The organism is Candidatus Pseudomonas auctus, assembly GCF_048654275.1.
Taxonomy (GTDB): domain Bacteria; phylum Pseudomonadota; class Gammaproteobacteria; order Pseudomonadales; family Pseudomonadaceae; genus Aquipseudomonas; species Aquipseudomonas pharyngis.
Genome location: NZ_JBJYZK010000007.1, coordinates 204,284 through 226,838 on the forward strand (window position 1 = coordinate 204,284; position 22,555 = coordinate 226,838).

A 22,555-nucleotide genomic window follows, 5' to 3' on the forward strand; every position below is an offset into this window, starting at 1 on the left:
GTGAAGCTATGTTAAACCGCGAGCTCGAAGTCACCCTCAATCTTGCCTTCAAGGAGGCACGTTCGAAACGTCATGAGTTCATGACCGTCGAACACCTGCTGCTGGCCCTATTGGACAATGAGGCTGCCGCCACCGTATTGCGTGCCTGCGGCGCAAACCTCGACAAACTCAAGCACGACCTGCAGGAGTTCATCGACTCCACCACGCCACTGATCCCCGTTCACGACGAGGATCGCGAAACCCAGCCAACCCTGGGCTTCCAGCGTGTGCTGCAACGTGCTGTCTTTCATGTGCAGAGCTCGGGCAAACGCGAAGTGACCGGCGCCAACGTGCTGGTTGCAATCTTCAGTGAGCAAGAGAGTCAGGCGGTGTTCCTGCTGAAACAGCAGAGCGTTGCACGCATTGATGTCGTCAACTATATCGCCCACGGCATTTCCAAAGTGCCGGGGCATGGCGATCACTCTGAAGGTGAACAAGATATGCAGGACGACGAGGGCGGTGAGTCTTCTTCTTCAGGCAATCCGCTGGACGCTTATGCCAGCAATCTTAACGAACTTGCACGCCAGGGCCGGATCGATCCGCTGGTCGGGCGTGAAACGGAAGTCGAGCGTGTCGCGCAGATTCTGGCGCGTCGTCGCAAGAACAATCCGCTGCTGGTCGGTGAGGCGGGCGTGGGTAAAACCGCGATCGCCGAGGGCCTGGCCAAGCGCATTGTCGACAACCAGGTGCCGGACCTGCTGGCCAACAGCGTCGTTTATTCCCTCGATCTGGGCGCTCTGCTCGCAGGCACCAAGTATCGCGGTGATTTCGAGAAGCGCTTCAAGGCGTTGCTCAACGAACTGAAAAAACGTCCGCAGGCGATCCTGTTCATCGACGAGATCCACACAATCATCGGTGCGGGTGCTGCGTCAGGTGGCGTCATGGATGCCTCGAACCTGCTCAAACCGCTGCTGTCGTCTGGCGACATTCGCTGCATCGGCTCGACCACGTTCCAGGAATTCCGTGGCATCTTCGAAAAAGACCGTGCCCTGGCACGTCGCTTCCAGAAGGTCGATGTGGTCGAGCCGTCGGTGGAGGACACCATCGGTATCCTGCGTGGCCTGAAAGGTCGCTTCGAACAGCACCACAACATCGAATACAGTGATGAGTCGCTGCGCGCCGCTGCGGAACTGGCTTCGCGCTACATCAATGACCGGCACATGCCGGACAAAGCCATCGATGTGATCGACGAGGCAGGCGCGTACCAGCGTCTGCAACCGGTCGAGAAGCGCGTGAAACGCATCGAAGTCTCTGAAGTCGAGGACATCGTTGCGAAAATCGCACGGATTCCGCCGAAGCACGTCACCAGCTCCGACAAGGAACTGCTGCGTAATCTGGAGCGTGATCTGAAGCTGACGGTGTTCGGTCAGGACGCGGCGATCGATTCGCTGTCGACTGCGATCAAGCTGTCCCGTGCCGGTCTGAAGTCGCCCGACAAGCCTGTTGGTTCGTTCCTGTTCGCAGGGCCGACCGGTGTCGGTAAAACCGAAGCCGCGCGTCAATTGGCCAAGGCGCTGGGGATCGAACTGGTTCGCTTCGACATGTCCGAGTACATGGAGCGCCACACCGTATCGCGTTTGATCGGTGCGCCTCCGGGTTATGTCGGTTTCGACCAGGGCGGTCTGTTGACCGAAGCGATCACCAAGCAACCGCATTGCGTATTGCTGCTCGATGAAATCGAGAAGGCGCATCCGGAAGTCTTCAATCTGCTGCTGCAGGTGATGGACCACGGTACGCTGACCGACAACAACGGGCGCAAGGCGGACTTCCGCAACGTGATCGTCATCATGACCACCAACGCCGGTGCTGAAACGGCGGCACGTGCTTCGATCGGTTTCACCCATCAGGATCACTCGTCCGATGCGATGGAAGTGATCAAGAAGAGCTTCACGCCGGAATTCCGCAACCGCCTGGATACCATCATTCAGTTTGGTCGCCTCAGTCATGAGGTCATCAAAAGCGTGGTGGACAAGTTCCTCACCGAGCTTCAGGCGCAACTGGAAGACAAGCGGGTGCTTCTGGAAGTTACCGATGCGGCGCGCAGCTGGCTGGCGGCCGGTGGTTACGATTCGGCCATGGGCGCTCGTCCGATGGCGCGCCTGATCCAGGACAAGATCAAGCGTCCGCTGGCGGAGGAGATTCTGTTTGGCGAGCTGGCCGAGCATGGCGGTGTGGTTCACATCGACATCAAGGATGGTGAGTTGACGTTTGACTTCGAGACCACCGCGGAAATGGCTTGATGGTTGTTGGTCTGTTGTAAAGCGAAAGGCGCCTTTTGGGCGCCTTTTTGCTGTCTGCGGTTTTTGGTTTGGGGGGGCATATCCGTTGCTGCGGTAATGGCTTCTTAGGGTTTCGCCCTTACGGCGAGTCACCTTTTCCAAACGCCGAAAAGGTAACCCAAAAGGCTTTACCCTGACGTACGGCCCTCGCTGTGGCTCGGGTTCCTTCGCTCCGGGATTGATCCGGGGGCATCGCCTACGGTTTGCTTCGCTGCACCTCCTCTCGATGTGTTTGGCTTCGCCAAACGGTCGCTGCGCTCCCACCCCCGGATCAATCCCTCCACTCAGCCTGCCGACGGGCCCTGCGATCAAAAACGGTACTCGAGCTAACGCTCATCGTTTTGAGTGGGGAGGAGCGGGGCGTGTTCGGCTTTGGTTTTTGTGGTGGGTTTACCCCTCACCCCAGCCCTCTCCCCGAGGAGAGGGAGCCGTTTTTTGTGCTTTTCAAAGCCTGAGTTCAACGCGGTATTGCACGTCGGCACAACTCTCCCAATCAACTCGGTCGGTCCCCTCTCCCTCCGGGAGAGGGCTAGGGTGAGGGGCTCTTGATCTGGCTCTTGATCTTTAGTCCCTTCGGCAGGCCGAGCGGAGGTGTCCATCAGGGGGTAGGCGCGTAGCGCCGTGCGGCGAAGCCGCATACATCGAGAGGAGGTGCAGCGAAGCAAACCGTAGGCGATGCCCCCTGGTGGACACCGTAGCGAGGGAACACTGAGCCTAAGCGAAGTGCCGTACGCCGGGGCAAAAGCCTTTTGGTTCCTTTTTGGCGTTTGAAAAAGGGACTCGCTGTAAGAGCGAAACCATAAGAAGCCGTTACCGCAGCAACGGATATACACCCAAAACTCAAGCACAAACCCAAAACCCAGACAAACAAAAACGCCCGGCATTAAGCCGGGCGTCTTGTATTGACTTGATTAGCGAGCGCGGTAAGTAATACGCCCTTTGCTCAAGTCATAGGGCGTCAGCTCGACGCGCACTTTGTCACCGGTAAGAATACGAATGTAGTTCTTGCGCATCTTGCCGGAAATATGCGCGGTTACGACGTGCCCATTTTCCAACTCCACACGAAACATGGTGTTGGGCAGGGTGTCGACGACAGTGCCTTCCATTTCGAAGCTGTCTTCTTTCGACATGCAGTAAAGCCCTCGGTATCCAATGAATGGCCCGGTGCAACTGCGCCAGGCAAAAGCGGCGTGCATTGTGCCCGAAAAATGGGGTTTACGCCAAGGGGTTTAGGGTCTGCATTCAGTTCAGGATGACCCAGCGTTGATTAATGAGCAGTTCGATGGGCCGATATTGGGTCTTGTAATTCATCTTTTTGCAGTTTTTGATCCAGTAGCCCAGGTACACCGCTTCAAGCCCCAGGCGTTGGGCTTCGGCGATTTGCCAGAGGATGGCGTAGCGCCCCAGGCTGCGGCGTTCTTCCTGCGGTTCGTAAAAGGTGTAGACCGCGGACAGGCCGTTGGGCAGCAGGTCGGTGACGGCGACTGCAAGTAACCGTCCGTCGAGCCGAAACTCATAAAAGCGTGAGAAGGGCAGGTCGCGTACCAGAAAAGTCGAGAATTGATCGCGGCTGGGCGGATACATGTCGCCGTCGGCGTGGCGCTGTTCGATGTAGCGCTGATAGAGATCGAAATATTCTTCGCTGAACGCCGGCTTGACCGGACGTACCTGCAAGTCGATGTTGCGTTTGAAAATGCGTTTTTGCTGGCGATTGGGGTTGAACTGCGCCACCGGAATGCGCGCAGGCACGCAGGCATTGCAGTTCTGGCAATGCGGGCGGTAAAGATGATCGCCGCTGCGACGAAAGCCCATTTCCGACAGATCTGCGTAGACATGCACATCCATGGGCTGGCTCGGATCGAGAAACAGGGTCGTCGCCTGTTCCTCGGGCAGATAACTGCAAGAGTGAGGCTGAGTGGCATAAAACTTCAAACGCGCCAACTCGGTCATGATCAACCCTCAAGGGTAAGCTGGTGAATTAAGTGTAAGCCACGCGCGCAAAAGTCGCTCAGCAAACCCAGGTCGCATGATTGGGTTGATCGAGGTGCCGGGCTAGATAGTCGGCGAATGTCTGCCGTGAAATGGCCCGGGCGCCAAGGCTGTGCAGGTGATCGGTCGGCATCTGGCAGTCGATCAGCACGAAACCCGCTTCCTTAAGATGTTGCACCAGCGAGGCAAAGCCGTACTTGGAAGCATTGTCCGCGCGGCTGAACATTGATTCGCCAAAAAACAGTTGCCCCATCGCCAAGCCGTACAGGCCGCCGACCAGTTCGCCCTGATCCCAGACTTCCACCGAGTGGGCAAAGCCGCGCCGATGCAGTTCGATATAGGCGTTCTGCATTGCTTCGGTGATCCAGGTGCCGTCGGCGTATTCCCTGGGGGCGGCGCAGGCGCGGATCACGGCTTCGAAATCCTGATCGAAGGTCACTTGATAACGCTGTTTGCGCATCAATTTGCCGAGGCTGCGCGAGACGTGCAGTTCGTCGGGAAAAAGCACGGTGCGCGGATCCGGCGACCACCAGAGAATCGGCTGACCTTCGGAAAACCATGGAAAGCAGCCATGGCGATAGGCCTGGATCAGGCGATCGGCGGACAGGTCGCCGCCGGCCGCCAGCAATCCGTTGGGATCGCGCATGGCCTTTTCCAGTGGCGGGAAAGTCAGTGAGTTGCGTTGTAACCAAGTCAGCATGGCGTCCAGGCTTGCAGAAGGGGAGGGCGGTGGGCAGTGGGCCCGCGGTAAAGTGTGCCGGGAAATGACGCGAATGTCCTCCGTTGCAGTACGGCTTTTGCGTAGCTGCAACTTGAGCATCCGGATGCGGTCGTAATCGGGCGCAACACCGGTGCGAGCAAGCTTGCCGACGTCAATCTGTGGCGTTCATGGGAGATGAGGCGCGGATGCTTCGCTACGTTCATCAAATACACCTCATAAGCCTTTGTCACAAAAGACAATGCATGCTCAAATTGAACGCCGGGTGTTGTGCGTTTGGCTATGCTTGAACCAGAGACCTGGAAGCATGGCATCGAACGCGCAAACCCGTACAATGCCGGGCTGTTACAGAATATTCGCCGCGTGCCGTGTTTATAAAAGGCGGGGCGCAGTGTTAAAAGTAGTCTCCGTTGCGCACGTCAATTTTTTTACCTGCCTGGATTGGGCAGTTTTTTTCGTCATTCAATAGATGGACGCGCCTCTGGCGCAGGAAAAGAAGCGTTTTGAAGAAATCCACGGAAGCACCAAAAACAGTCGTTCCGCTATGGCGTCAACAGTTGCACTACCGGCTCAAGGAAGGTGCATTGATCGCCATCGGCGCCTTGTGCCTGTTCCTGATGATGGCCTTGCTGACTTACGGCAAGGACGATCCGGGCTGGAGCCACAACAGCAAGATCGACGACGTGCAGAATTTCGGTGGCCCGGCGGGCTCCTACAGCGCCGACATCCTGTTCATGGTGCTGGGGTACTTCGCGTACATCTTTCCGTTGCTGCTGGCGATCAAGGCGTATCAGATCTTCCGTCAGCGTCATGAGCCGTGGCAGTGGAGCGGCTGGCTGTTCTCCTGGCGCCTGATCGGTCTGGTGTTTCTGGTGTTGTCCGGCGCTGCACTGGCGCACATTCATTTCCATGCAGCCACCGGATTGCCGGCCGGCGCGGGTGGAGCGCTGGGTGAAAGCCTCGGTGACCTGGCCCGCAACGCCCTGAATATTCAGGGCAGCACGTTGCTGTTCATCGCGCTGTTTCTGTTCGGCCTGACGGTGTTCACCGACCTGTCGTGGTTCAAGGTGATGGACATCACCGGCAAGATCACGCTTGACCTGTTCGAACTGTTCCAGGGCGCGCTAAACCGCTGGTGGTCGGCGCGTACCGAGCGCAAGCAACTGGTCGCGCAGCTGCGTGAAGTCGACGATCGCGTGCATGACGTGGTTGCACCGACGGTCACCGACAAACGCGAGCAGGCCAAGGTCAAGGAACGTCTGATCGAGCGCGAACAGGCCCTCAGCAAACACATGTCCGAGCGCGAGAAACAGGTGCCGCCGGTCATCGCCCCGGCCCCGGTCAAAGCGCCGGAGCCAAGCAAGCGCGTGCAGAAAGAGAAGCAGGTGCCGTTGTTCGTCGACAGCGCCGTGGAAGGCACCTTGCCGCCGATCTCGATTCTCGATCCTGCGGAAAAGAAACAACTCAATTATTCGCCTGAATCCCTGGCGGCGGTCGGCCACTTGCTGGAGATCAAACTCAAGGAATTCGGCGTCGAAGTCACCGTGGATTCGATCCATCCGGGCCCGGTTATTACCCGTTACGAAATCCAGCCTGCTGCGGGCGTGAAGGTCAGCCGTATCGCCAACCTGGCGAAAGACCTTGCACGTTCGCTGGCCGTGACCAGTGTGCGGGTGGTGGAAGTGATTCCGGGCAAGACCACGGTCGGTATCGAAATTCCCAACGAAGACCGGCAGATCGTGCGCTTCTCCGAGGTGCTGTCGACGCCTGAGTATGACAACTTCAAATCGCCGGTCACCCTGGCCCTGGGCCACGACATCGGCGGCAAGCCGGTCATCACCGACCTGGCGAAAATGCCGCACCTGCTGGTGGCCGGTACGACCGGTTCCGGTAAGTCGGTGGGCGTGAACGCGATGATCCTGTCGATTCTGTTCAAGTCCGGCCCGGACGACGCCAAGCTGATCATGATCGACCCGAAAATGCTCGAGCTGTCGATCTACGAAGGCATCCCGCACCTGCTGTGCCCGGTCGTGACCGACATGAAGGACGCCGCCAACGCCCTGCGCTGGAGCGTGGCTGAGATGGAGCGTCGCTACAAGCTGATGGCGAAGATGGGCGTGCGAAACCTGTCCGGCTTCAACGCCAAGGTCAAGGAAGCCCAGGACGCCGGCGAGCCGCTGAGCGATCCGCTGTACAAACGCGAAAGCATCCACGACGAAGCACCGCTGTTGCAGAAGCTGCCGACCATCGTCGTGGTCGTGGACGAATTCGCCGACATGATGATGATCGTCGGCAAGAAGGTAGAAGAACTGATCGCCCGTATCGCCCAGAAGGCGCGTGCGGCCGGTATCCACCTGATCCTCGCGACCCAACGGCCGTCGGTGGATGTGATCACCGGTCTGATCAAGGCCAACATCCCGACACGGATGGCGTTCCAGGTATCGAGCAAGATCGACTCCCGGACCATCATCGACCAGGGCGGCGCCGAACAACTGCTCGGCCACGGTGACATGCTTTACATGCCGCCGGGCACCAGCCTGCCGATCCGGGTTCACGGCGCATTCGTGTCCGACGATGAAGTTCACCGGGTGGTTGAAGCCTGGAAACTGCGCGGCGCGCCGGAATACAACGACGACATCCTCAACGGTGTCGAAGAGGCGGGCAGTGGTTTCGAAGGCAGCAGCGGCGGCGGTGACGGCGACGATCCGGAAGCCGACGCGCTGTACGACGAAGCCGTGCAGTTCGTGCTGGAAAGCCGTCGCGCCTCCATCTCCGCTGTACAGCGCAAGCTGAAGATCGGCTACAACCGTGCCGCACGCATGATCGAAGCCATGGAAATGGCCGGGGTCGTGACGTCGATGAACACCAACGGTTCCCGCGAAGTCCTGGCCCCTGGCCCGGTACGCGACTGATTCGATACCCTGATCCAAATGCAATGGGCGGTGCATGAAGCGCCGTCCACTTTCCCACGAGTATTCAAGAGGACTCCCATGCGTCTTATCCGCATGTTGCTGCCGGTACTGGCTCTGACCACCCTCACGGCTCACGCCGATGACAAGGATGTGGCTCGCCTGACCCAATTGCTCGAAACATCCAAGACCCTGACCGCCAATTTTTCCCAGCTGACCCTCGACGGCAGCGGTACCCAGTTGCAGGAAACCACCGGCGACATGACCCTGCAGCGTCCGGGCCTGTTCTACTGGCACACCAATGCGCCAGCCGAGCAGACCATGGTGTCCGACGGCAAGAAAGTCACGCTGTGGGACCCGGACCTGGAGCAGGCCACCATCAAGAAGCTCGATGAGCGTCTGACCCAGACCCCGGCGCTGTTGCTGTCTGGCGACGTATCGAAGATCAGTCAGAGCTTTGACATCACCGCGAAAGAGGCCGGTGGCGTGATCGACTTCACCCTGAAGCCGAAAACCAAGGACACGCTGTTCGACAGCCTGCGCCTGTCGTTCCGCAACGGTCTGGTCAATGACATGCAACTGATCGACAGCGTCGGCCAGCGCACCAACATCCTGTTTACCGGTGTGAAGGCCAACGAAGCGGTCCCGGCCTCGAAGTTCAAGTTCGACATCCCCAAGGGTGCCGATGTGATCCAGGAATAAACACAGAGGTTTCAACGGTACGTGATGGATCTGTTTCGCAGTGCACCGATTGCCCAGCCACTGGCTGCCCGTTTGCGGGCGACCAATCTGGATGAGTACGTCGGTCAGGAACACGTGCTCGCTCGCGGCAAGCCTCTGCGTGAAGCGCTGGAGCAGGGTGCCCTGCATTCGATGATCTTCTGGGGCCCGCCGGGCGTGGGCAAGACCACGTTGGCGCGGTTGCTGGCAGAAGTCTCGGATGCGCACTTCGAAACGGTTTCGGCGGTGCTGGCCGGGGTCAAGGAGATCCGTCAGGCGGTGGAAATCGCCAAGCAGCAGGCCGGCCAGTACGGCAAGCGCACGATCCTGTTTGTCGATGAAGTGCACCGCTTCAACAAGTCTCAACAGGACGCCTTCCTGCCGTACGTTGAAGACGGCACCCTGATCTTCATTGGCGCCACCACTGAAAACCCTTCGTTCGAACTGAACAACGCATTGCTGTCGCGGGCGCGGGTCTACGTACTCAAAAGCCTCGACGAGGCGGCGTTGCGCAAGTTGGTGCACCGCGCGCTGACTGAAGAGCGTGGTCTGGGAAAACGTCATCTGACCCTCAGCGATGAAGGCTTTCAGATGCTGCTGTCCGCCGCCGATGGCGATGGCCGGCGCCTGCTGAATCTGCTGGAAAACGCCTCGGACCTCGCCGAAGACAACAGTGAGATGGGCACCGAGTTGCTGCAAAGCCTGCTCGGCGACACTCGCCGGCGTTTCGACAAGGGCGGCGAAGCGTTCTACGACCAGATTTCCGCGCTGCACAAATCGGTTCGCGGCTCGAATCCTGACGGCGCGCTGTACTGGTTTGCGCGAATGATCGACGGCGGCTGCGATCCGCTGTACCTGGCCCGGCGGGTGGTGCGGATGGCCAGCGAAGACATCGGCAACGCCGATCCTCGCGCCCTGAGCCTGTGCCTGGCGGCGTGGGAGGTTCAGGAACGTCTCGGCAGCCCGGAAGGTGAGTTGGCAGTGGCCCAGGCCATCACTTATCTGGCCTGTGCGCCGAAAAGCAACGCGGTGTACATGGGTTTCAAGACCGCACTGCGCGCTGCCGCCGAACACGGTTCGCTGGAAGTGCCGCTACATCTGCGCAATGCGCCGACCAGATTGATGAAGCAATTGGGTTATGGCGACGAATACCGCTATGCCCACGACGAACCGGACGCTTACGCTGCCGGCGAAGACTATTTCCCGGAAGAACTCGACCCGATTCCGTTCTACCAGCCGGTGCCCCGTGGCCTGGAGTTGAAGATCGGCGAGAAGCTCAACCACCTCGCCCAACTTGATCGTTTAAGCCCCCGGCAGCGGAGAAAATAGTGGTTCCATTGATTGTTGCGGTCTCCGTCGGCGGGATTGCTGGCACTTTGTTGCGCTTCGCCACCGGTAATTGGGTGAACGCCAATTGGCCGCGGCACTTCTATACCGCGACGCTGGCCGTTAATATCGTGGGCTGTCTGCTGATTGGCGTGCTGTACGGCCTGTTTTTGATACGCCCGGAAGTACCGATCGAGGTACGTGCCGGGTTGATGGTCGGCTTCCTCGGGGGGCTGACGACTTTTTCATCCTTTTCACTGGATACGGTGCGCCTGCTCGAAAGCGGGCAAGTGCCGCTGGCCCTGGGCTATGTGGCCATCAGCGTATTCGGCGGGCTGCTCGCGACCTGGGCTGGCCTGTCCCTGACCAAACTTTGATAACGAGAAACCGACATGCTCGATTCCAAACTGTTACGTAGCAACCTTCAGGACGTAGCGGACCGCCTGGCTTCCCGTGGCTTTGCCCTGGATGTCGCGCGCATCGAAGCGCTGGAAGAACAGCGCAAGACCGTCCAGACCCGCACCGAAGCACTGCAGGCTGAGCGTAACGCGCGTTCCAAATCCATCGGTCAGGCCAAGCAGCGCGGCGAAGACATCGCGCCGCTGATGGCGGACGTCGAGCGCATGGCGGGCGAACTGAGCGCCGGTAAAGTCGAGCTGGACGCGATCCAGACCGAACTGGATTCGATCCTGCTGGGCATCCCGAATTTGCCGCACGAATCGGTACCGGTCGGCGAAGACGAAGACGGCAACGTCGAAGTGCGCCGCTGGGGCACCCCGACCGCCTTCGACTTCCCGGTTCAGGACCACGTGGCTCTGGGCGAGAAGTTCGGCTGGCTCGACTTCGAAACCGCCGCCAAGCTATCCGGCGCACGTTTCGCCCTGCTGCGCGGCCCGATTGCCCGTCTGCACCGCGCACTGGCGCAGTTCATGATCAACCTGCACGTCACCGAGCACGGTTACGAAGAGGCCTACACGCCTTATCTGGTTCAGGCCCCGGCGCTGCAAGGCACCGGTCAACTGCCGAAGTTCGAAGAAGACCTGTTCAAGATCGCTCGCGAAGGCGAAGCCGATCTGTACCTGATCCCGACTGCCGAAGTGTCGCTGACCAACATCGTGGCCGGTGAAATCGTCGATTCGAAACAGCTGCCGATCAAGTTTGTTGCCCACACTCCGTGCTTCCGCAGCGAAGCCGGCGCGTCGGGTCGTGACACTCGCGGCATGATCCGTCAGCACCAGTTCGACAAGGTCGAGATGGTCCAGATCGTCGAGCCGTCGAAATCGATGGAAGCGCTCGAGAGTCTGACCGCCAACGCCGAGAAAGTCCTGCAACTGCTGGAGCTGCCTTACCGCACCCTGGCACTGTGCACCGGCGACATGGGCTTCAGCGCGGTCAAGACGTACGACCTGGAAGTGTGGATCCCGAGCCAGGACAAGTACCGCGAAATCTCGTCGTGCTCCAACTGCGGCGATTTCCAGGCCCGCCGCATGCAGGCGCGTTTCCGCAACCCGGAAACCGGCAAGCCTGAGCTGGTGCACACCCTGAACGGTTCCGGTCTGGCAGTCGGTCGTACCCTGGTGGCCGTGCTGGAAAACTACCAGCAGGCCGACGGTTCGATCCGTGTGCCGGACGTGCTGAAGCCGTACATGGGTGGCCTTGAGGTCATCGGCTAAATGAAATATCTGCCGCTGTTTCACAACCTGCGCGGCAGTCGTGTGTTGGTCGTCGGTGGGGGGGAGATTGCCTTGCGCAAATCCCGCCTGCTGGCCGATGCCGGTGCGCTGCTGCGGGTGGTCGCACCTGAAATCGAAGCGCAACTGCGCGAACTGGTTGCCGCCAGCGGTGGCGAATGCCTGCTGCGTGGCTACGCCGAAACGGATCTGGACGGCTGCGGGCTGATCATTGCCGCCACCGACGACGAAGCGTTGAATGCGCAGGTCTCTGCCGATGCCCATCGGCGCTGCGTGCCGGTCAACGTGGTCGATGCGCCGGCGCTGTGTAGCGTGATCTTTCCGGCAATCGTCGATCGTTCACCGCTGATCATCGCGGTCTCCAGCGGCGGCGATGCGCCGGTGCTGGCCCGGCTGATCCGCGCCAAGATCGAAACCTGGATTCCTTCGACCTACGGCCATCTGGCCGGTCTGGCCGCGCGGTTTCGTGATCAGGTCAAAGGCCTGTTTCCTGATGTGCAGCAGCGTCGCGGTTTTTGGGAAGACGTGTTTCAGGGGCCGATTGCCGACCGGCAGCTGGCAGGACAGGGCGCCGAAGCCGAACGTTTGCTGCAAGCCAAGATTGACGGCGAAGCCATGGTCACGACCGGTGAGGTGTATCTGGTTGGGGCAGGACCTGGTGATCCGGATCTGCTGACCTTCCGCGCCTTGCGTCTGATGCAGCAAGCCGACGTGGTGCTGTACGACCGCTTGGTGGCTCCGGCGATTCTTGAGCTGTGCCGTCGCGATGCCGAGCGGGTCTACGTCGGCAAGCGTCGCGCCGATCACGCCGTGCCGCAGGATCAGATCAACCAGCAACTGGTGGATCTGGCCAAGGCCGGCAAGCGTGTGGTGCGGTTGAAGGGCGGGGATCCGTTCATCTTCGGCCGTGGCGGCGAAGAGATCGAGGAACTGGCGGCCCATGGCATCCCGTTTCAGGTGGTGCCGGGCATCACGGCGGCCAGCGGTTGCGCGGCGTATGCCGGGATTCCGCTGACTCATCGCGACTACGCTCAGTCGGTGCGTTTCGTCACCGGGCACTTGAAGGACGGTTCGACCGATCTGCCGTGGTCGGACCTCGTCGCGCCGGCGCAGACGCTGGTGTTCTACATGGGGTTGGTGGGGTTGCCGATCATTTGCGAGCAGTTGATCAAGCATGGTCGCGCGGCCGATACCCCGGCTGCGCTGATCCAGCAGGGCACTACGGTCAATCAGCGGGTCTTCACCGGCACGCTGGCCGACCTGCCGCGGCTGGTGGCGGAGCATGAAGTGCATGCGCCGACCCTGGTGATCGTCGGCGAAGTGGTGCAACTGCGCGAGAAACTGGCGTGGTTCGAGGGCGCTCAGGCGCAGGTCTGAAAGCCGAGTAGCCCCATTCGCGAGCAGGCTCGCTCCCACAGGGGATTTGTGCACGACACAGATCCAGTGTGGGAGCGAGCCTGCTCGCGAAGAGGCCTTCACAAACGCTGAATAACTCAGCTCCGACGCCAGACCCCTTTCCCGCCCAACCGGTCCCGGTCATGGGCAATATTGAAATCCTGCTCCGGCCCCTTCGGCACCACCCCGGTCGGGTTGATGGTCTTGTGGCTGCCGTAGTAGTGGTTCTTGATGTGCTGGAAATCCACGGTCTCGGCAACGCCCGGCCACTGGTACATCTCACGCAGCCAGTTCGACAGGTTCGGATAATCGCTGATGCGCCGCAGATTGCATTTGAAGTGCCCGTGGTACACCGCGTCGAAACGAATCAGCGTGGTGAATAACCGCACGTCAGCCTCAGTCAGGTATTCACCCGTCAGATAACGGTTGGCGTCCAGCACCTGTTCCAGATGATCCAGTTCGGCAAACACATCATCGAACGCTTCTTCATAGGCCTTCTGCGAGGTCGCGAACCCGGCGCGATACACGCCGTTGTTCACGGCAGGGTAGATCCGCTCGTTCAGCGCATCGATCTCGCCGCGCAACGGCGCCGGATAGAAGTCCAGATCGTTGCCGGTCAAGTCATCGAAGGCGCTGTTGAACATGCGGATGATCTCCGCCGATTCGTTGCTGACGATGCGCTTGAGCTTCTTGTCCCACAGCACCGGCACGGTGACGCGGCCGGTGTAGTCGGCGGTGTCGGCGGTGTAGCGCTGGTGCATGAAGTCGAAGTGGTCGAGTTTGTCGCCGGTCGAGCCGAGGTTCTGGTCGAAGGTCCAGCCGTTTTCCAGCATCAGCCAGCTGACGACCGAAACGTCGATCAGGCTTTCCAGGCCCTTGAGCTTGCGCAGGATCAGCGTGCGATGCGCCCACGGACAGGCGAGAGAGACATAAAGGTGATAACGCCCGGCTTCGGCGGCAAAACCGCCTTCACCGCTCGGGCCCGGCTCGCCATTGCGAGTGACCCAATTGCGGCGCTGCGCCTGTTCGCGCTGGAACGCGCCGTCCTTGCTGCTTTCGTACCACTTGTCCTGCCAGCGGCCGTCGACGAGTAAACCCATGATCAAGACTCCAGAAACCAATAATTCGTTGGAGTTGAGTCTATTCCGATGAGTTCGAACAAAAAGCGCAAAGATCGGGCGTTAATGATCGGTTAAATCGATTTATCCCGCGCGGCCCAGTATTGCTCGGCGGTTTCAAAAGCCTGTTCACGGCTTTGGCCGAGGCCGCGCAGCGCCAACGCCATGGTCGAGATCAACGCCATTTGCGGGTAACTGTCGACCACATCGCCGCGCCAAACGGCCTTCAAATGCTCGATATCCAGCGACGCCGGTTTGACGTGACGCTGCGCCGACAGCTGCGGCCATTCCTCGTCCCAGCTCTCGCCGCCGGTGGTGCCGTACAAGTGGCTGTCGGCATCCGGGTTGATCTCGATTTCGCCGCCGTCACCCTTGATCACGATGGCCGTGTCGCCGAGCAGGCCGCTGGCATCGCGGTGCACCGCTTGATAGCCGGGGTGGAAAATACTCTGCAAGCCGCAACGCGCGCCCAATGGATTGAGGATCCGCGCCAGCGAATGGATCGGCGAACGAAGGCCCAGTGTGTTGCGCAGGTCGATCATCCGTTGCAGCTGCGGTGCCCAGTCCACCAGCGGCATGAACGCCAAGCCACCGTCATCCAGCGCCACGCCGACTTGTTGCCAGTTGCGGCACAGCGGAATGTTCAGCTCACCGAGCAGTTGTTCGGAATACAAGCGCCCGGCGGTGTGCGCGCCACCTCCGTGCAGGAAAATGCGCACGCCGTTCTGTGCCAGGCACTTGGCGGACAGCAGATACCACGGCAGGTGACGCTTCTTGCCAGCGTAGGTCGGCCAGTCCAGATCGACCTTCAGCGCTGGCGCCTGCAAACGTTCGCGCAGTGCCTCGGTGAAGCCAGCCATTTCCTCAGCGCTTTCTTCCTTGTGCCGCAGCAACATCAGGAACGCGCCGAGCTGGGTTTCTTCGACCGCTTCGTCGAGCACCATGCCCATGGCTTCCCGGGCTTCCTCGCGGGTCAGGTCGCGGGCACCGCGCTTGCCCTTGCCGAGGATGCGCACGAACTGGGCGAATGGATGCTCGGCGGGCGTTTCGAGGGTCAGCGCTGGATAGTCGGTCATAGGCAATTCGTCGGTTTGGGCAGGCCCGCCAGTTTCGCGGCGAGTTTGGCAGGGGTGCCTTTGAACAGTCGGTTCAGGTGCAGGCTGTTGCCTTTCTCCGCGCCGAGTTTGAGCGCGGTGTACTTGATCAGCGGCCGGGTGGCCGGTGACAGCTGGAATTCGGCATAGAAGCTGCGCAGCAATTCGAGGACTTCCCAGTGTTCCGGGCTCAGTTCGATGTCTTCGGCAGCGGCGAGGGCGCTGGCGACTTCGGCCGACCAGTCGTTGAGGTCGACCAGGAAGCCGTCCTTGTCCAGTTCGATGGCGCGGGCGCCGACGGTCAACGCATTCATAGCCAGCTGTTGACCTTGTCGTGGTGGATCGACAGCTCGACGAAGGCCGGGTAATCGATGGCTTCGGCCCAGTCCGGAACCTGCACGGCACGGGCTTGCGCGTCTTCGGCCAGCACGAACAATTTCACCTGACGTATTTCCAGCGCACTGAACGGCGCGGTGCCAGGCTGCAGCGCATAAGCAGCATCGCCAGTCAGCAACAGTGCATCGGCAGAACCGAGCAGGCGCAGGCAACTGGTCAGGCGTTCGTCGCCGAACGGGGAGTGGGACAACACATGCAAAGTCGACATCAGAGGGTGATCACCTGGTCGTAACGGTCAATAAGGGCGGTGATTTGCTCGGCGGCCAAAGGCTGCGCCTCGTCCAGCGAACGATCGCCGAGGCCGCGAACACTGGCGCTGTCGGCGCAGTAGAACAGCTCTTCGACGCCAAACATCGGCAACGCTTGCAGGTTGGCGCTCAGGTCTTTCTGTTGCAGGGCCTTGGCGTTTTGCCCGGCTGCCAGTTGCAGCACGCCGTCGTCGAGAAACAGCAGGCCGATCGGCAGATCGAAGGCGCCGCCGGCGAGCACGATGTCCAGCGCTTCGCGGGCGCCGGGGCCGGACCACGGCGATTGACGGCTGATAATCAGAAGGGATTTGGCCATGTCATGCGCCTCCGAAACAGATCAGGCGGTCGGCATCCTGCACCGAGTCATGCAACTGGCCGAGGCCGGACAATTCCCACGGCGCGCTGACGGCCACGGCATCACGCTGATAACGCCCGGCTTCCTCGGCATTCAACACGCCACGGCGCAGGGCGGCGGCGATGCACACCACGCCGTCGAGGTTTTGTTCGGTGATGAAATTGCGCCACTGCTTGGGCAGGTCCAGTTCGTCCTGCGGCGTGACCACGGCGTTGGACGCGTTGTGGACCCCGTCCTGATAGAAAAACAGCCGGACAATCTCATGCCCGCCGGCGAGCGCAGCCTGGGCGAACAGCAGGGCGCGGCGCGAGGAGGGCGCATGGGCGGCGGAAAACAGCGCAATGGCGAACTTCATGACGGACTCGATCAGCAAAACTGCGGCCATGATAAAGCTTTCTCGGCGGGGCGGCGAAGTGGATGTTTCCCGCGCCCGTCTCGATACGAGCAGGCGTCCGTCAGCGCGGCATGTAGCCCAGCTGCCAGCGCCGCGGAATTTTCAGGGTCAGCAGCCCCAGTACGGCGGCGAACAGACCGCTGACCAACATGGCCTTGAGTCCCAGATGATGTTCCAGCACCGCCCCCAGAATGGCCCCGACCAGCATCCCGCTCCACGGCACCAGTTGCACCCGCCAGCCGCTTCGCCGTTCGCCGAGCACCCACCGGCCCAATCCCCGACCAAATCGGGACAGGGCGCCGGTGACATACGTCAGCCCGACCGGCAGGCCGTTCACTTCTTCCACCGCCGCGTTGAGCATGCCCATCGCAATGATCGCCGCCAGCAGGGCCGGCAGTTGCGTGTCAAAGGGCCAGGCTGCGGCACAGAGCAGTGCGGCGATGGACAACAGCAACGGCAGCGCCCGCCGACCACCCAACCGACTGACCACGACACCCAGGGCATTGCCGACAATGAACGTTGCGACGAGCAGGATCAGCCGCCCTGTCAGTGCGCTGTCGCCATCGCTGATCGCCACCGCCAGCCGCGTGGTGTTGCCGCTCATGAAGGAAACGAAATCGCCACTGGCCATGAAGCCGATGGCGTCGGTCATGCCGGCCAGTACCGACAGGCTGGCAACCAGCGCCAGACCCACACGGCCGCGCCATTTCTGTATGTGAAGATGTCCGGGACTGGCGCGGTGGGTCGAGGTTGAAGGCAGCATCGAGGCAGCGTCCTTAAGCGGGGTTTACGGTTCTATGCCATACAAATCGCAGTACTCCAGCCAGTCCATCCCGGCCATTTCCGCCACTTCGCGATGCACTTCCAGGCGTTGTGCCTGATACTCCTCGGGCGTGGTGGCAGTCAGTTGCAACGTCAATTCCCAGGCAAACAAACCTTGGCTTTCGGCCTCGGCTTCGAAAGCTTCGTGCAGGCGTTCTTCGCGGTACTGCGCCGGAGTTTCGCCCTTGGCCTGGGCCAGCAAAGGGTTGAGGTGGTCGAGGGCTTCGCGCAACTCGGGGCGTGCATCGAGAAACAGTTTCAAGGCTTGTTCGTGTCGCTGGTCAGTAGGCGCCATGGGCTTTCCTTGTGAGGCTGGTCACCGTTAATGTGCCGCAGGCGCCGGCATGTGTCGCGTTTTAAATGCAGTAAAGCAGAACGATTTTTGCCGTTGCGGTGATACAGTCCGGTTTTTTCCGAATGAGCGAATGCAATGCGAATGCTGATGGTGGTGCTGGCGGCAACCCTGCTGGCCGGTTGCGCGGGTTCGGCGATGGAAGACGCCCGCACGCAAACCCCTAACAAGACCCTGAATTCGGACAAACCCGAAAAAGTCGTGGCCCAGTGCGTGCAATTCGCCTGGCAGGACGAAGCGGTGTTCGGCGTGGACGCGGCGGCGTATCTGCAACCGGGCAAGAAGGGTGGTTCGACGGTCTACACGCGCTCGGCGGAGTCGTTTGTCGACTTGACCACGGATGCGTCCGGTACCGTATTGAATTACTACGCGCAGAAGGATGATTTTGTGGCCAAGCGCCGCTTGGCGGCGCTGGCGACCTGTCTGTAACGGGCGGCTGGATGCGTTGATTTTGCGACCCTCACCAGCCTGCGGGCGAGGGTCGCTGAAATCAATCAATCAAGCGTTTCTGGAAGAAATGCCGCTTGTGCCCCAGCGGATAATCCACAATCTCGCCACACTCGCTATAACCCAGTTTTTTGTAGAACCCGGGCGCCTGAAAATCAAAGGTATCGAGCCAGATCCCAACGCAATCTTTTTCCCGGGCGAATTCCTCGACCATGTTCATCAGCTTCGAGCCGATGCCCTGTCCCCGGCCTTCTTCCGGCACCGCCAGCAACTCGATAAACAGCCACCGATAGAACGTGTGCCCATAGAGGCCACCGAGGATCGCGTCGTTGTCGTCGCGCACCAGTAGCGCGACCGGTTCGTACAGCGACGGCCCGGCCTTGGCAATGTTGTAGGCACGCAGGGGCGCCAGGATGGCCGCGCGCTGTTCTTCGGTGGGGTCCTGTGACAGCTCGATCCGCAACGTCATGTCGTCTTCCTTGTAGTAATGAATCGGCAGCCTATCGCGCCACAGCCGATTGAAGCAATCGCTTGGAACCGTCGCTCCTGTGGCGCGGTCTAGCCCTTCAGGGCGTCCATCCGGTACGCGTTTGCCTGGGAGATTCCATGAACATTTTCGAAGCCCTGCGTGAAAGCCACGATCGTCAGCGGACCTACGCGAAATCGTTGATCAAGACCAGCGGTGACACCCCGGAAAGGGTCGAGGCCTACAAGCAGCTGAAGGCTGAGCTTCAGGCCCACGAAACCGCCGAAGAGCGTCACTTCTATATCCCGTTGATGGAGATCGACAAGGGTGTCGACCTCAGTCGCCATGCCATTGCCGAACACCATGAAATGGACGAGATGATGGAAGAGCTCGACGAGACCGACATGTCCAGCCCGGCCTGGCTGGCGATGGCAAAAAAGCTCTCGGATAAGGTCCATCACCACTTGCAGGAGGAAGAGCAGAAATTCTTCCAGATGGCCGGCAAGCTGCTCGACGACAAGCAAAAGGAACAGCTCGCCGGGCAGTATCAAAAGGAGTTCAGAGCGCAGCTTCCCTGAACCGGTGAATGCAGGTTTTTGTAATGACGCGGTGTAGTCCTTTTGCCATGCGTCGGGTGAGCGTCGTCGCAATGCACTGTGTTTATATACAGTGTTTTCGGCGTTTTTCGGGTTCTGCCAAGGCAGACTGCGACAAAACCGCCGATGGACAAAAAATCCCCCTCCGTTAGCTTGAAGGCCTCTCCTCGGACTGGAGAGTTCTTAAATCAACGGAGTGAAAAACATGAACCAACCACAAGCTCAAACCCAACTGCGACACGGTCGCGTCATTTCCCCTGCAAGCCGCGGCGCGGTGGCCATCGAGCAAGGATTGCTCGGCGGCTGGCAGGTCAATGAAATGGAAGGCGGCAAGAACTTCCCGGCACTCGCGGCTGGTCCGTTCCCCGCGCCGTTCGAAAGCGACAACCCGAGCGTCGTACCGCCGGCTGACGGCTATATTCTCAGTGGCGGCAAGAACGACGCACGTGACTGTGTGAACTTCACCGCAGAAGAAATGAGCAAGAAACTCGGGCGCCCGTTCTCCTGGCCACTGCTCAATGTCACCCCCGGCCAGACCCTTGAGGTCAAATGGGAGTACACCGCGCCGCATACCACTCGGGGTTACCGCTGGCTGATCACCAGGGATGGCTGGGACCCGAAACAACGCATCACCCGGGCGCAACTGGAAGCGCAACCGTTTGCCGAGGATTTCTATCCGCCAGTGCCGTACTACAGTCATGCGGCGGAATTGAAAGCCAAGGTCAATCACGCCGTGAAACTTCCGGGCAACAAGCAGGGTCATCACGTCATCGTGCTGATGTGGATCGTCGCCAACACCGGCAACGCCTTCTATCAGGCCTTCGATGTGGACTTCAAATAAGCCCGCAACGTCAAACCCACACGTTCTGAAGGATTAGAACATGTCAAACATTGACTTCACCCTATTGAATAACCAGGCCAGCGATGCGGCATCGCTGATGCCGAGCCTTGCCGGCAAGAAGATCCTCATGGGCTTTTGGCACAACTGGCCGGCCGGCCCGAGCGATGGTTACCAGCGCGGCCAGTTCGCCAACATCACCCTGGAAAACGTCCCGAAGGAATACAACGTAATCGCGGTGGCCTTCATGAAGGGCAGCGGGATTCCGACCTTCAAGCCGTTCAACGTCTCCGATGCCGAGTTTCGCCGTCAGGTCGGCGTGCTCAACAGTCAGGGGCGGGCCGTGCTGATTTCCCTGGGCGGTGCCGATGCGCATATCGAGTTGCGCGCCGGTCAGGAGCAACCGCTGGCCAATGAAATCATCCGTCTGGTGGAAACCTACGGTTTCGACGGCCTGGACATCGATCTTGAACAGAGCGCGATTGATTTCGCTGCCAACAAGACCGTCCTGCCTGCCGCGCTGAAACTGGTCAAGGATCACTACGCAGGCCAAGGCAAGCATTTCATCATCAGCATGGCGCCGGAATTTCCGTACTTGACCGCCTCCGGCAAATACGTTGGATATCTGCAGGCGCTGGAAGGCTATTACGACTTCATCGCTCCGCAGTTCTACAACCAGGGCGGCGACGGGGTCTGGGTGCCGGAAGCCAATAACGGCAACGGGGCGTGGATCGCCCAGAACAACGACGCGATGAAAGAGGATTTCCTCTATTACCTGACCGAGAGCCTGGTGACCGGCACCCGCGGCTTCACGAAGATCCCGGCGGACAAGTTCGTCATCGGCCTGCCGGCCAACGTCGATGCCGCCGCCACCGGTTACGTGATCGACAAGACCGTGGTCGGCAACGCGATGAAACGCCTGGCGGTCAAAGGGCATCCGATCAAGGGCCTGATGACCTGGTCGGTGAACTGGGACAACGGCACCAGCAAGGATCGCGTGCCTTACAACTGGGAATTCAGTCGGCGTTATGGACCACTGATTCACGGGGCGCCGTCTGCGGTGCAGGGCGCTGATGCCGCAACGGTGAGCGTCGCTCATCAGTAGTCATTGAACGAAAAGCCCGGTAGCGCTGCCGGGCTTTTTTTCGTCGGCGGTTCGCAACATTTCACCTACCATGGCCATCTTCCGATGACAAAAAAGGATCAGGCGTCATGTCCAACACAGCCGAGCGGGTCAACATCGTCGATACCCAGGTGTTGTCCCACGACTGGTATCTGCTGAAGAAAATCACCTTCGACTATCACCGCAACAACGGGGACTGGCAGCGCCAGACGCGCGAGGTCTACGACCGTGGCAATGGCGCGGCGATCCTGCTGTTCAACCGCGAGCAGCGCACCGTGGTGCTGACCCGGCAGTTCCGCCTGCCGGTGTTCGTCAACGGTCATGACGGTTTGCTGATTGAAGTGGCGGCCGGACTGCTTGAAGGCGCGGCGCCGGAGCAGCGCATCCGCGACGAGGCCGAGGAAGAAACCGGTTACCGCGTGCATGACGTGAAGAAGGTGTTCGAGGCCTACATGAGCCCCGGCTCGGTGACCGAGAAATTGCACTTTTTCATCGCCGAGTACGATGCCTCGTCAAAGGTCAGTGAAGGGGGCGGTCTGGAAGAGGAAACGGAAGAACTTGAAGTGCTGGAGTGGCGTTTCGACGACGCGCTGGCGGCATTCCAGCGAGGTGAGATCTGCGATGCCAAGACCATCATGCTGCTGCAATACGCGGCGATGAATAACCTGTTTGGCAGTTAAAACAAGTCACCGGTTTTACCAATGTTCGACCACTGGCCACCCTCCAGGGTCAGCAGACGCTCCTTGGCTTCCAGGCCTCCGGCAAAACCGGTCAGTTTTCCTGAGGCACCGATGACTCGATGGCACGGCGCAATGATCGAAATCGGATTGCGCCCGTTCGCCGCGCCGACGGCACGCACCGCACTCGGGTGGCCGATCTGTTCGGCAATCTGGCTGTAGGTGCGGGTTTCGCCAAACGGAATGGTCAGCAACGCGGCCCAGACCTTTTTCTGGAATTCGGTGCCGGCAAAGTCCAGCTCCAGATCGAACGCGTTTCGCGTTCCTGCAAAATATTCTTCCAGCTGTCGCGCGGTTTTCATCAACAGCGGATTGTCCGGTGCCTCGCTCATCGGCCCCAGGCGCACCCGGTTCGGTTTGTCGTTTTCCCAGAGGATGGCGGCCAGACGTGATCCGTTCGCGACCAGCTTCAACTCGCCGACAGGCGAGGGCAGGGTGATGAACGTGTAGGCCATGGGCAAAACTCCGGGACGGGGCGGAAACTGCGCCCAGCATACTGCCGG

At 60.1% G+C, this 22,555-nt stretch carries 24 protein-coding genes and 1 pseudogene; 12 read left to right on the plus strand and 13 right to left on the minus strand.

Features of this window, described 5'->3' with window-relative positions; all coding sequences use genetic code 11:
• The first annotated feature begins 8 nt into the window (after positions 1-8).
• Entirely contained in the window at positions 9-2,279 is a 2,271-nt protein-coding gene (gene clpA / locus ACKUG4_RS15500) for an ATP-dependent Clp protease ATP-binding subunit ClpA (RefSeq protein ID WP_064597727.1), read from the plus strand.
• A gap of 950 nt (positions 2,280-3,229) precedes the next feature.
• Here clpA and infA read toward each other — a convergent pair.
• The 3 genes from infA to aat form a co-directional block, all read right to left on the minus strand.
• Positions 3,230-3,448, minus strand: coding sequence for a translation initiation factor IF-1 (gene infA, locus ACKUG4_RS15505; protein ID WP_002553999.1), 219 nt, complete (start codon positions 3,446-3,448; stop codon positions 3,230-3,232).
• Positions 3,449-3,560: 112 nt separating this feature from the next.
• Complete coding sequence (locus ACKUG4_RS15510; RefSeq protein ID WP_007958178.1) at positions 3,561-4,268, minus strand: arginyltransferase; 708 nt, start codon at positions 4,266-4,268, stop codon at positions 3,561-3,563.
• A gap of 58 nt (positions 4,269-4,326) precedes the next feature.
• On the minus strand, positions 4,327-5,007 hold the full coding sequence (gene aat / locus ACKUG4_RS15515; RefSeq protein ID WP_445434336.1) for a leucyl/phenylalanyl-tRNA--protein transferase: 681 nt from the start codon (positions 5,005-5,007) through the stop codon (positions 4,327-4,329).
• Between the two features lie 521 nt (positions 5,008-5,528).
• On the opposite strand from aat, the gene ACKUG4_RS15520 reads away from it, so the two are divergent.
• The 6 genes from ACKUG4_RS15520 (at position 5,529) to cysG (ending at position 13,048) form a co-directional block, all read left to right on the plus strand.
• Positions 5,529-7,937, plus strand: coding sequence for a DNA translocase FtsK (locus ACKUG4_RS15520; RefSeq protein WP_011334945.1), 2,409 nt, complete (start codon positions 5,529-5,531; stop codon positions 7,935-7,937).
• Positions 7,938-8,015: 78 nt separating this feature from the next.
• A complete protein-coding gene (gene lolA / locus ACKUG4_RS15525; RefSeq protein ID WP_011334944.1) occupies positions 8,016-8,636 on the plus strand; it encodes an outer membrane lipoprotein periplasmic chaperone LolA in 621 nt (206 codons plus the stop codon).
• 24 nt (positions 8,637-8,660) lie between these two features.
• Positions 8,661-9,983, plus strand: a complete 1,323-nt coding sequence (locus ACKUG4_RS15530; RefSeq protein WP_445434337.1) for a replication-associated recombination protein A — start codon at positions 8,661-8,663, stop codon at positions 9,981-9,983.
• Positions 9,983-10,357: a fluoride efflux transporter CrcB gene (gene crcB / locus ACKUG4_RS15535; protein ID WP_445434338.1), complete on the plus strand. Its 375-nt coding sequence runs from the start codon at positions 9,983-9,985 to the stop codon at positions 10,355-10,357. The genes ACKUG4_RS15530 and crcB overlap by 1 nt, the downstream gene beginning before the upstream one ends.
• A 15-nt stretch (positions 10,358-10,372) precedes the next feature.
• The gene (gene serS / locus ACKUG4_RS15540; protein WP_074688938.1) at positions 10,373-11,653 is read left to right on the plus strand and encodes a serine--tRNA ligase; all 1,281 of its coding nucleotides are present in this window, start codon (positions 10,373-10,375) and stop codon (positions 11,651-11,653) included.
• Positions 11,654-13,048 carry a siroheme synthase CysG gene (cysG, locus tag ACKUG4_RS15545; protein WP_445434339.1) on the plus strand — a complete coding sequence of 465 codons (1,395 nt, stop codon included), beginning with the start codon at positions 11,654-11,656 and terminating at the stop codon, positions 13,046-13,048. It abuts the gene before it with no gap.
• A 116-nt stretch (positions 13,049-13,164) separates the two neighbouring features.
• Here the strand turns inward: cysG and ACKUG4_RS15550 are convergent, their stop codons facing one another.
• The 8 genes from ACKUG4_RS15550 to ACKUG4_RS15585 all read right to left on the minus strand — a co-directional run bounded on the left by ACKUG4_RS15550 (position 13,165) and on the right by ACKUG4_RS15585 (position 17,788).
• Positions 13,165-14,166 carry a glutathione S-transferase family protein gene (locus ACKUG4_RS15550; RefSeq protein ID WP_445434340.1) on the minus strand — a complete coding sequence of 334 codons (1,002 nt, stop codon included), beginning with the start codon at positions 14,164-14,166 and terminating at the stop codon, positions 13,165-13,167.
• Between the two features lie 92 nt (positions 14,167-14,258).
• Positions 14,259-15,260: a glycosyl transferase family protein gene (locus ACKUG4_RS15555; RefSeq protein ID WP_445434341.1), complete on the minus strand. Its 1,002-nt coding sequence runs from the start codon at positions 15,258-15,260 to the stop codon at positions 14,259-14,261.
• A complete protein-coding gene (locus ACKUG4_RS15560) occupies positions 15,257-15,592 on the minus strand; it encodes a TusE/DsrC/DsvC family sulfur relay protein (RefSeq protein WP_007958196.1) in 336 nt (111 codons plus the stop codon). Before ACKUG4_RS15560 ends, ACKUG4_RS15555 begins: the two co-directional genes overlap by 4 nt.
• Complete coding sequence (gene tusB / locus ACKUG4_RS15565; protein ID WP_445434342.1) at positions 15,589-15,882, minus strand: sulfurtransferase complex subunit TusB; 294 nt, start codon at positions 15,880-15,882, stop codon at positions 15,589-15,591. Before tusB ends, ACKUG4_RS15560 begins: the two co-directional genes overlap by 4 nt.
• A complete protein-coding gene (gene tusC, locus ACKUG4_RS15570) occupies positions 15,882-16,238 on the minus strand; it encodes a sulfurtransferase complex subunit TusC (protein ID WP_039767393.1) in 357 nt (118 codons plus the stop codon). Before tusC ends, tusB begins: the two co-directional genes overlap by 1 nt.
• Position 16,239: 1 nt before the next feature.
• Positions 16,240-16,632: a sulfurtransferase complex subunit TusD gene (tusD, locus tag ACKUG4_RS15575; protein ID WP_085613268.1), complete on the minus strand. Its 393-nt coding sequence runs from the start codon at positions 16,630-16,632 to the stop codon at positions 16,240-16,242.
• Positions 16,633-16,732: 100 nt separating this feature from the next.
• Complete coding sequence (locus ACKUG4_RS15580) at positions 16,733-17,434, minus strand: YoaK family protein (protein WP_445434343.1); 702 nt, start codon at positions 17,432-17,434, stop codon at positions 16,733-16,735.
• Positions 17,435-17,458: 24 nt separating this feature from the next.
• Positions 17,459-17,788: a DUF6388 family protein gene (locus ACKUG4_RS15585; RefSeq protein ID WP_085648284.1), complete on the minus strand. Its 330-nt coding sequence runs from the start codon at positions 17,786-17,788 to the stop codon at positions 17,459-17,461.
• Positions 17,789-17,923: 135 nt separating this feature from the next.
• On the opposite strand from ACKUG4_RS15585, the gene ACKUG4_RS15590 reads away from it, so the two are divergent.
• Positions 17,924-18,274, plus strand: coding sequence for a hypothetical protein (locus ACKUG4_RS15590; RefSeq protein ID WP_445434344.1), 351 nt, complete (start codon positions 17,924-17,926; stop codon positions 18,272-18,274).
• A gap of 61 nt (positions 18,275-18,335) precedes the next feature.
• On the opposite strand, the gene ACKUG4_RS15595 is transcribed toward ACKUG4_RS15590, so the two are convergent.
• A complete protein-coding gene (locus ACKUG4_RS15595) occupies positions 18,336-18,761 on the minus strand; it encodes a GNAT family N-acetyltransferase (protein WP_039767388.1) in 426 nt (141 codons plus the stop codon).
• 137 nt (positions 18,762-18,898) lie between these two features.
• Between ACKUG4_RS15595 and ACKUG4_RS15600 the strand changes: the two genes are divergently transcribed.
• From ACKUG4_RS15600 to ACKUG4_RS15615, 4 genes and pseudogenes are all read left to right on the plus strand, one after another.
• Positions 18,899-19,336, plus strand: a complete 438-nt coding sequence (locus ACKUG4_RS15600) for a hemerythrin domain-containing protein (RefSeq protein ID WP_064597703.1) — start codon at positions 18,899-18,901, stop codon at positions 19,334-19,336.
• A 223-nt stretch (positions 19,337-19,559) separates the two neighbouring features.
• Entirely contained in the window at positions 19,560-20,195 is a 636-nt protein-coding gene (locus ACKUG4_RS15605) for a lytic polysaccharide monooxygenase auxiliary activity family 9 protein (RefSeq protein ID WP_445434345.1), read from the plus strand.
• Positions 20,196-20,235: 40 nt separating this feature from the next.
• Positions 20,236-21,261: pseudogene (locus tag ACKUG4_RS15610) on the plus strand (chitinase); the annotation flags it as partial.
• A 143-nt stretch (positions 21,262-21,404) separates the two neighbouring features.
• Entirely contained in the window at positions 21,405-21,995 is a 591-nt protein-coding gene (locus tag ACKUG4_RS15615) for an NUDIX domain-containing protein (protein ID WP_074688922.1), read from the plus strand.
• Here ACKUG4_RS15615 and ACKUG4_RS15620 read toward each other — a convergent pair.
• A complete protein-coding gene (locus tag ACKUG4_RS15620) occupies positions 21,992-22,507 on the minus strand; it encodes a methylated-DNA--[protein]-cysteine S-methyltransferase (protein ID WP_085648287.1) in 516 nt (171 codons plus the stop codon). The genes ACKUG4_RS15615 and ACKUG4_RS15620 overlap by 4 nt on opposite strands.
• Positions 22,508-22,555: the final 48 nt, after the last annotated feature.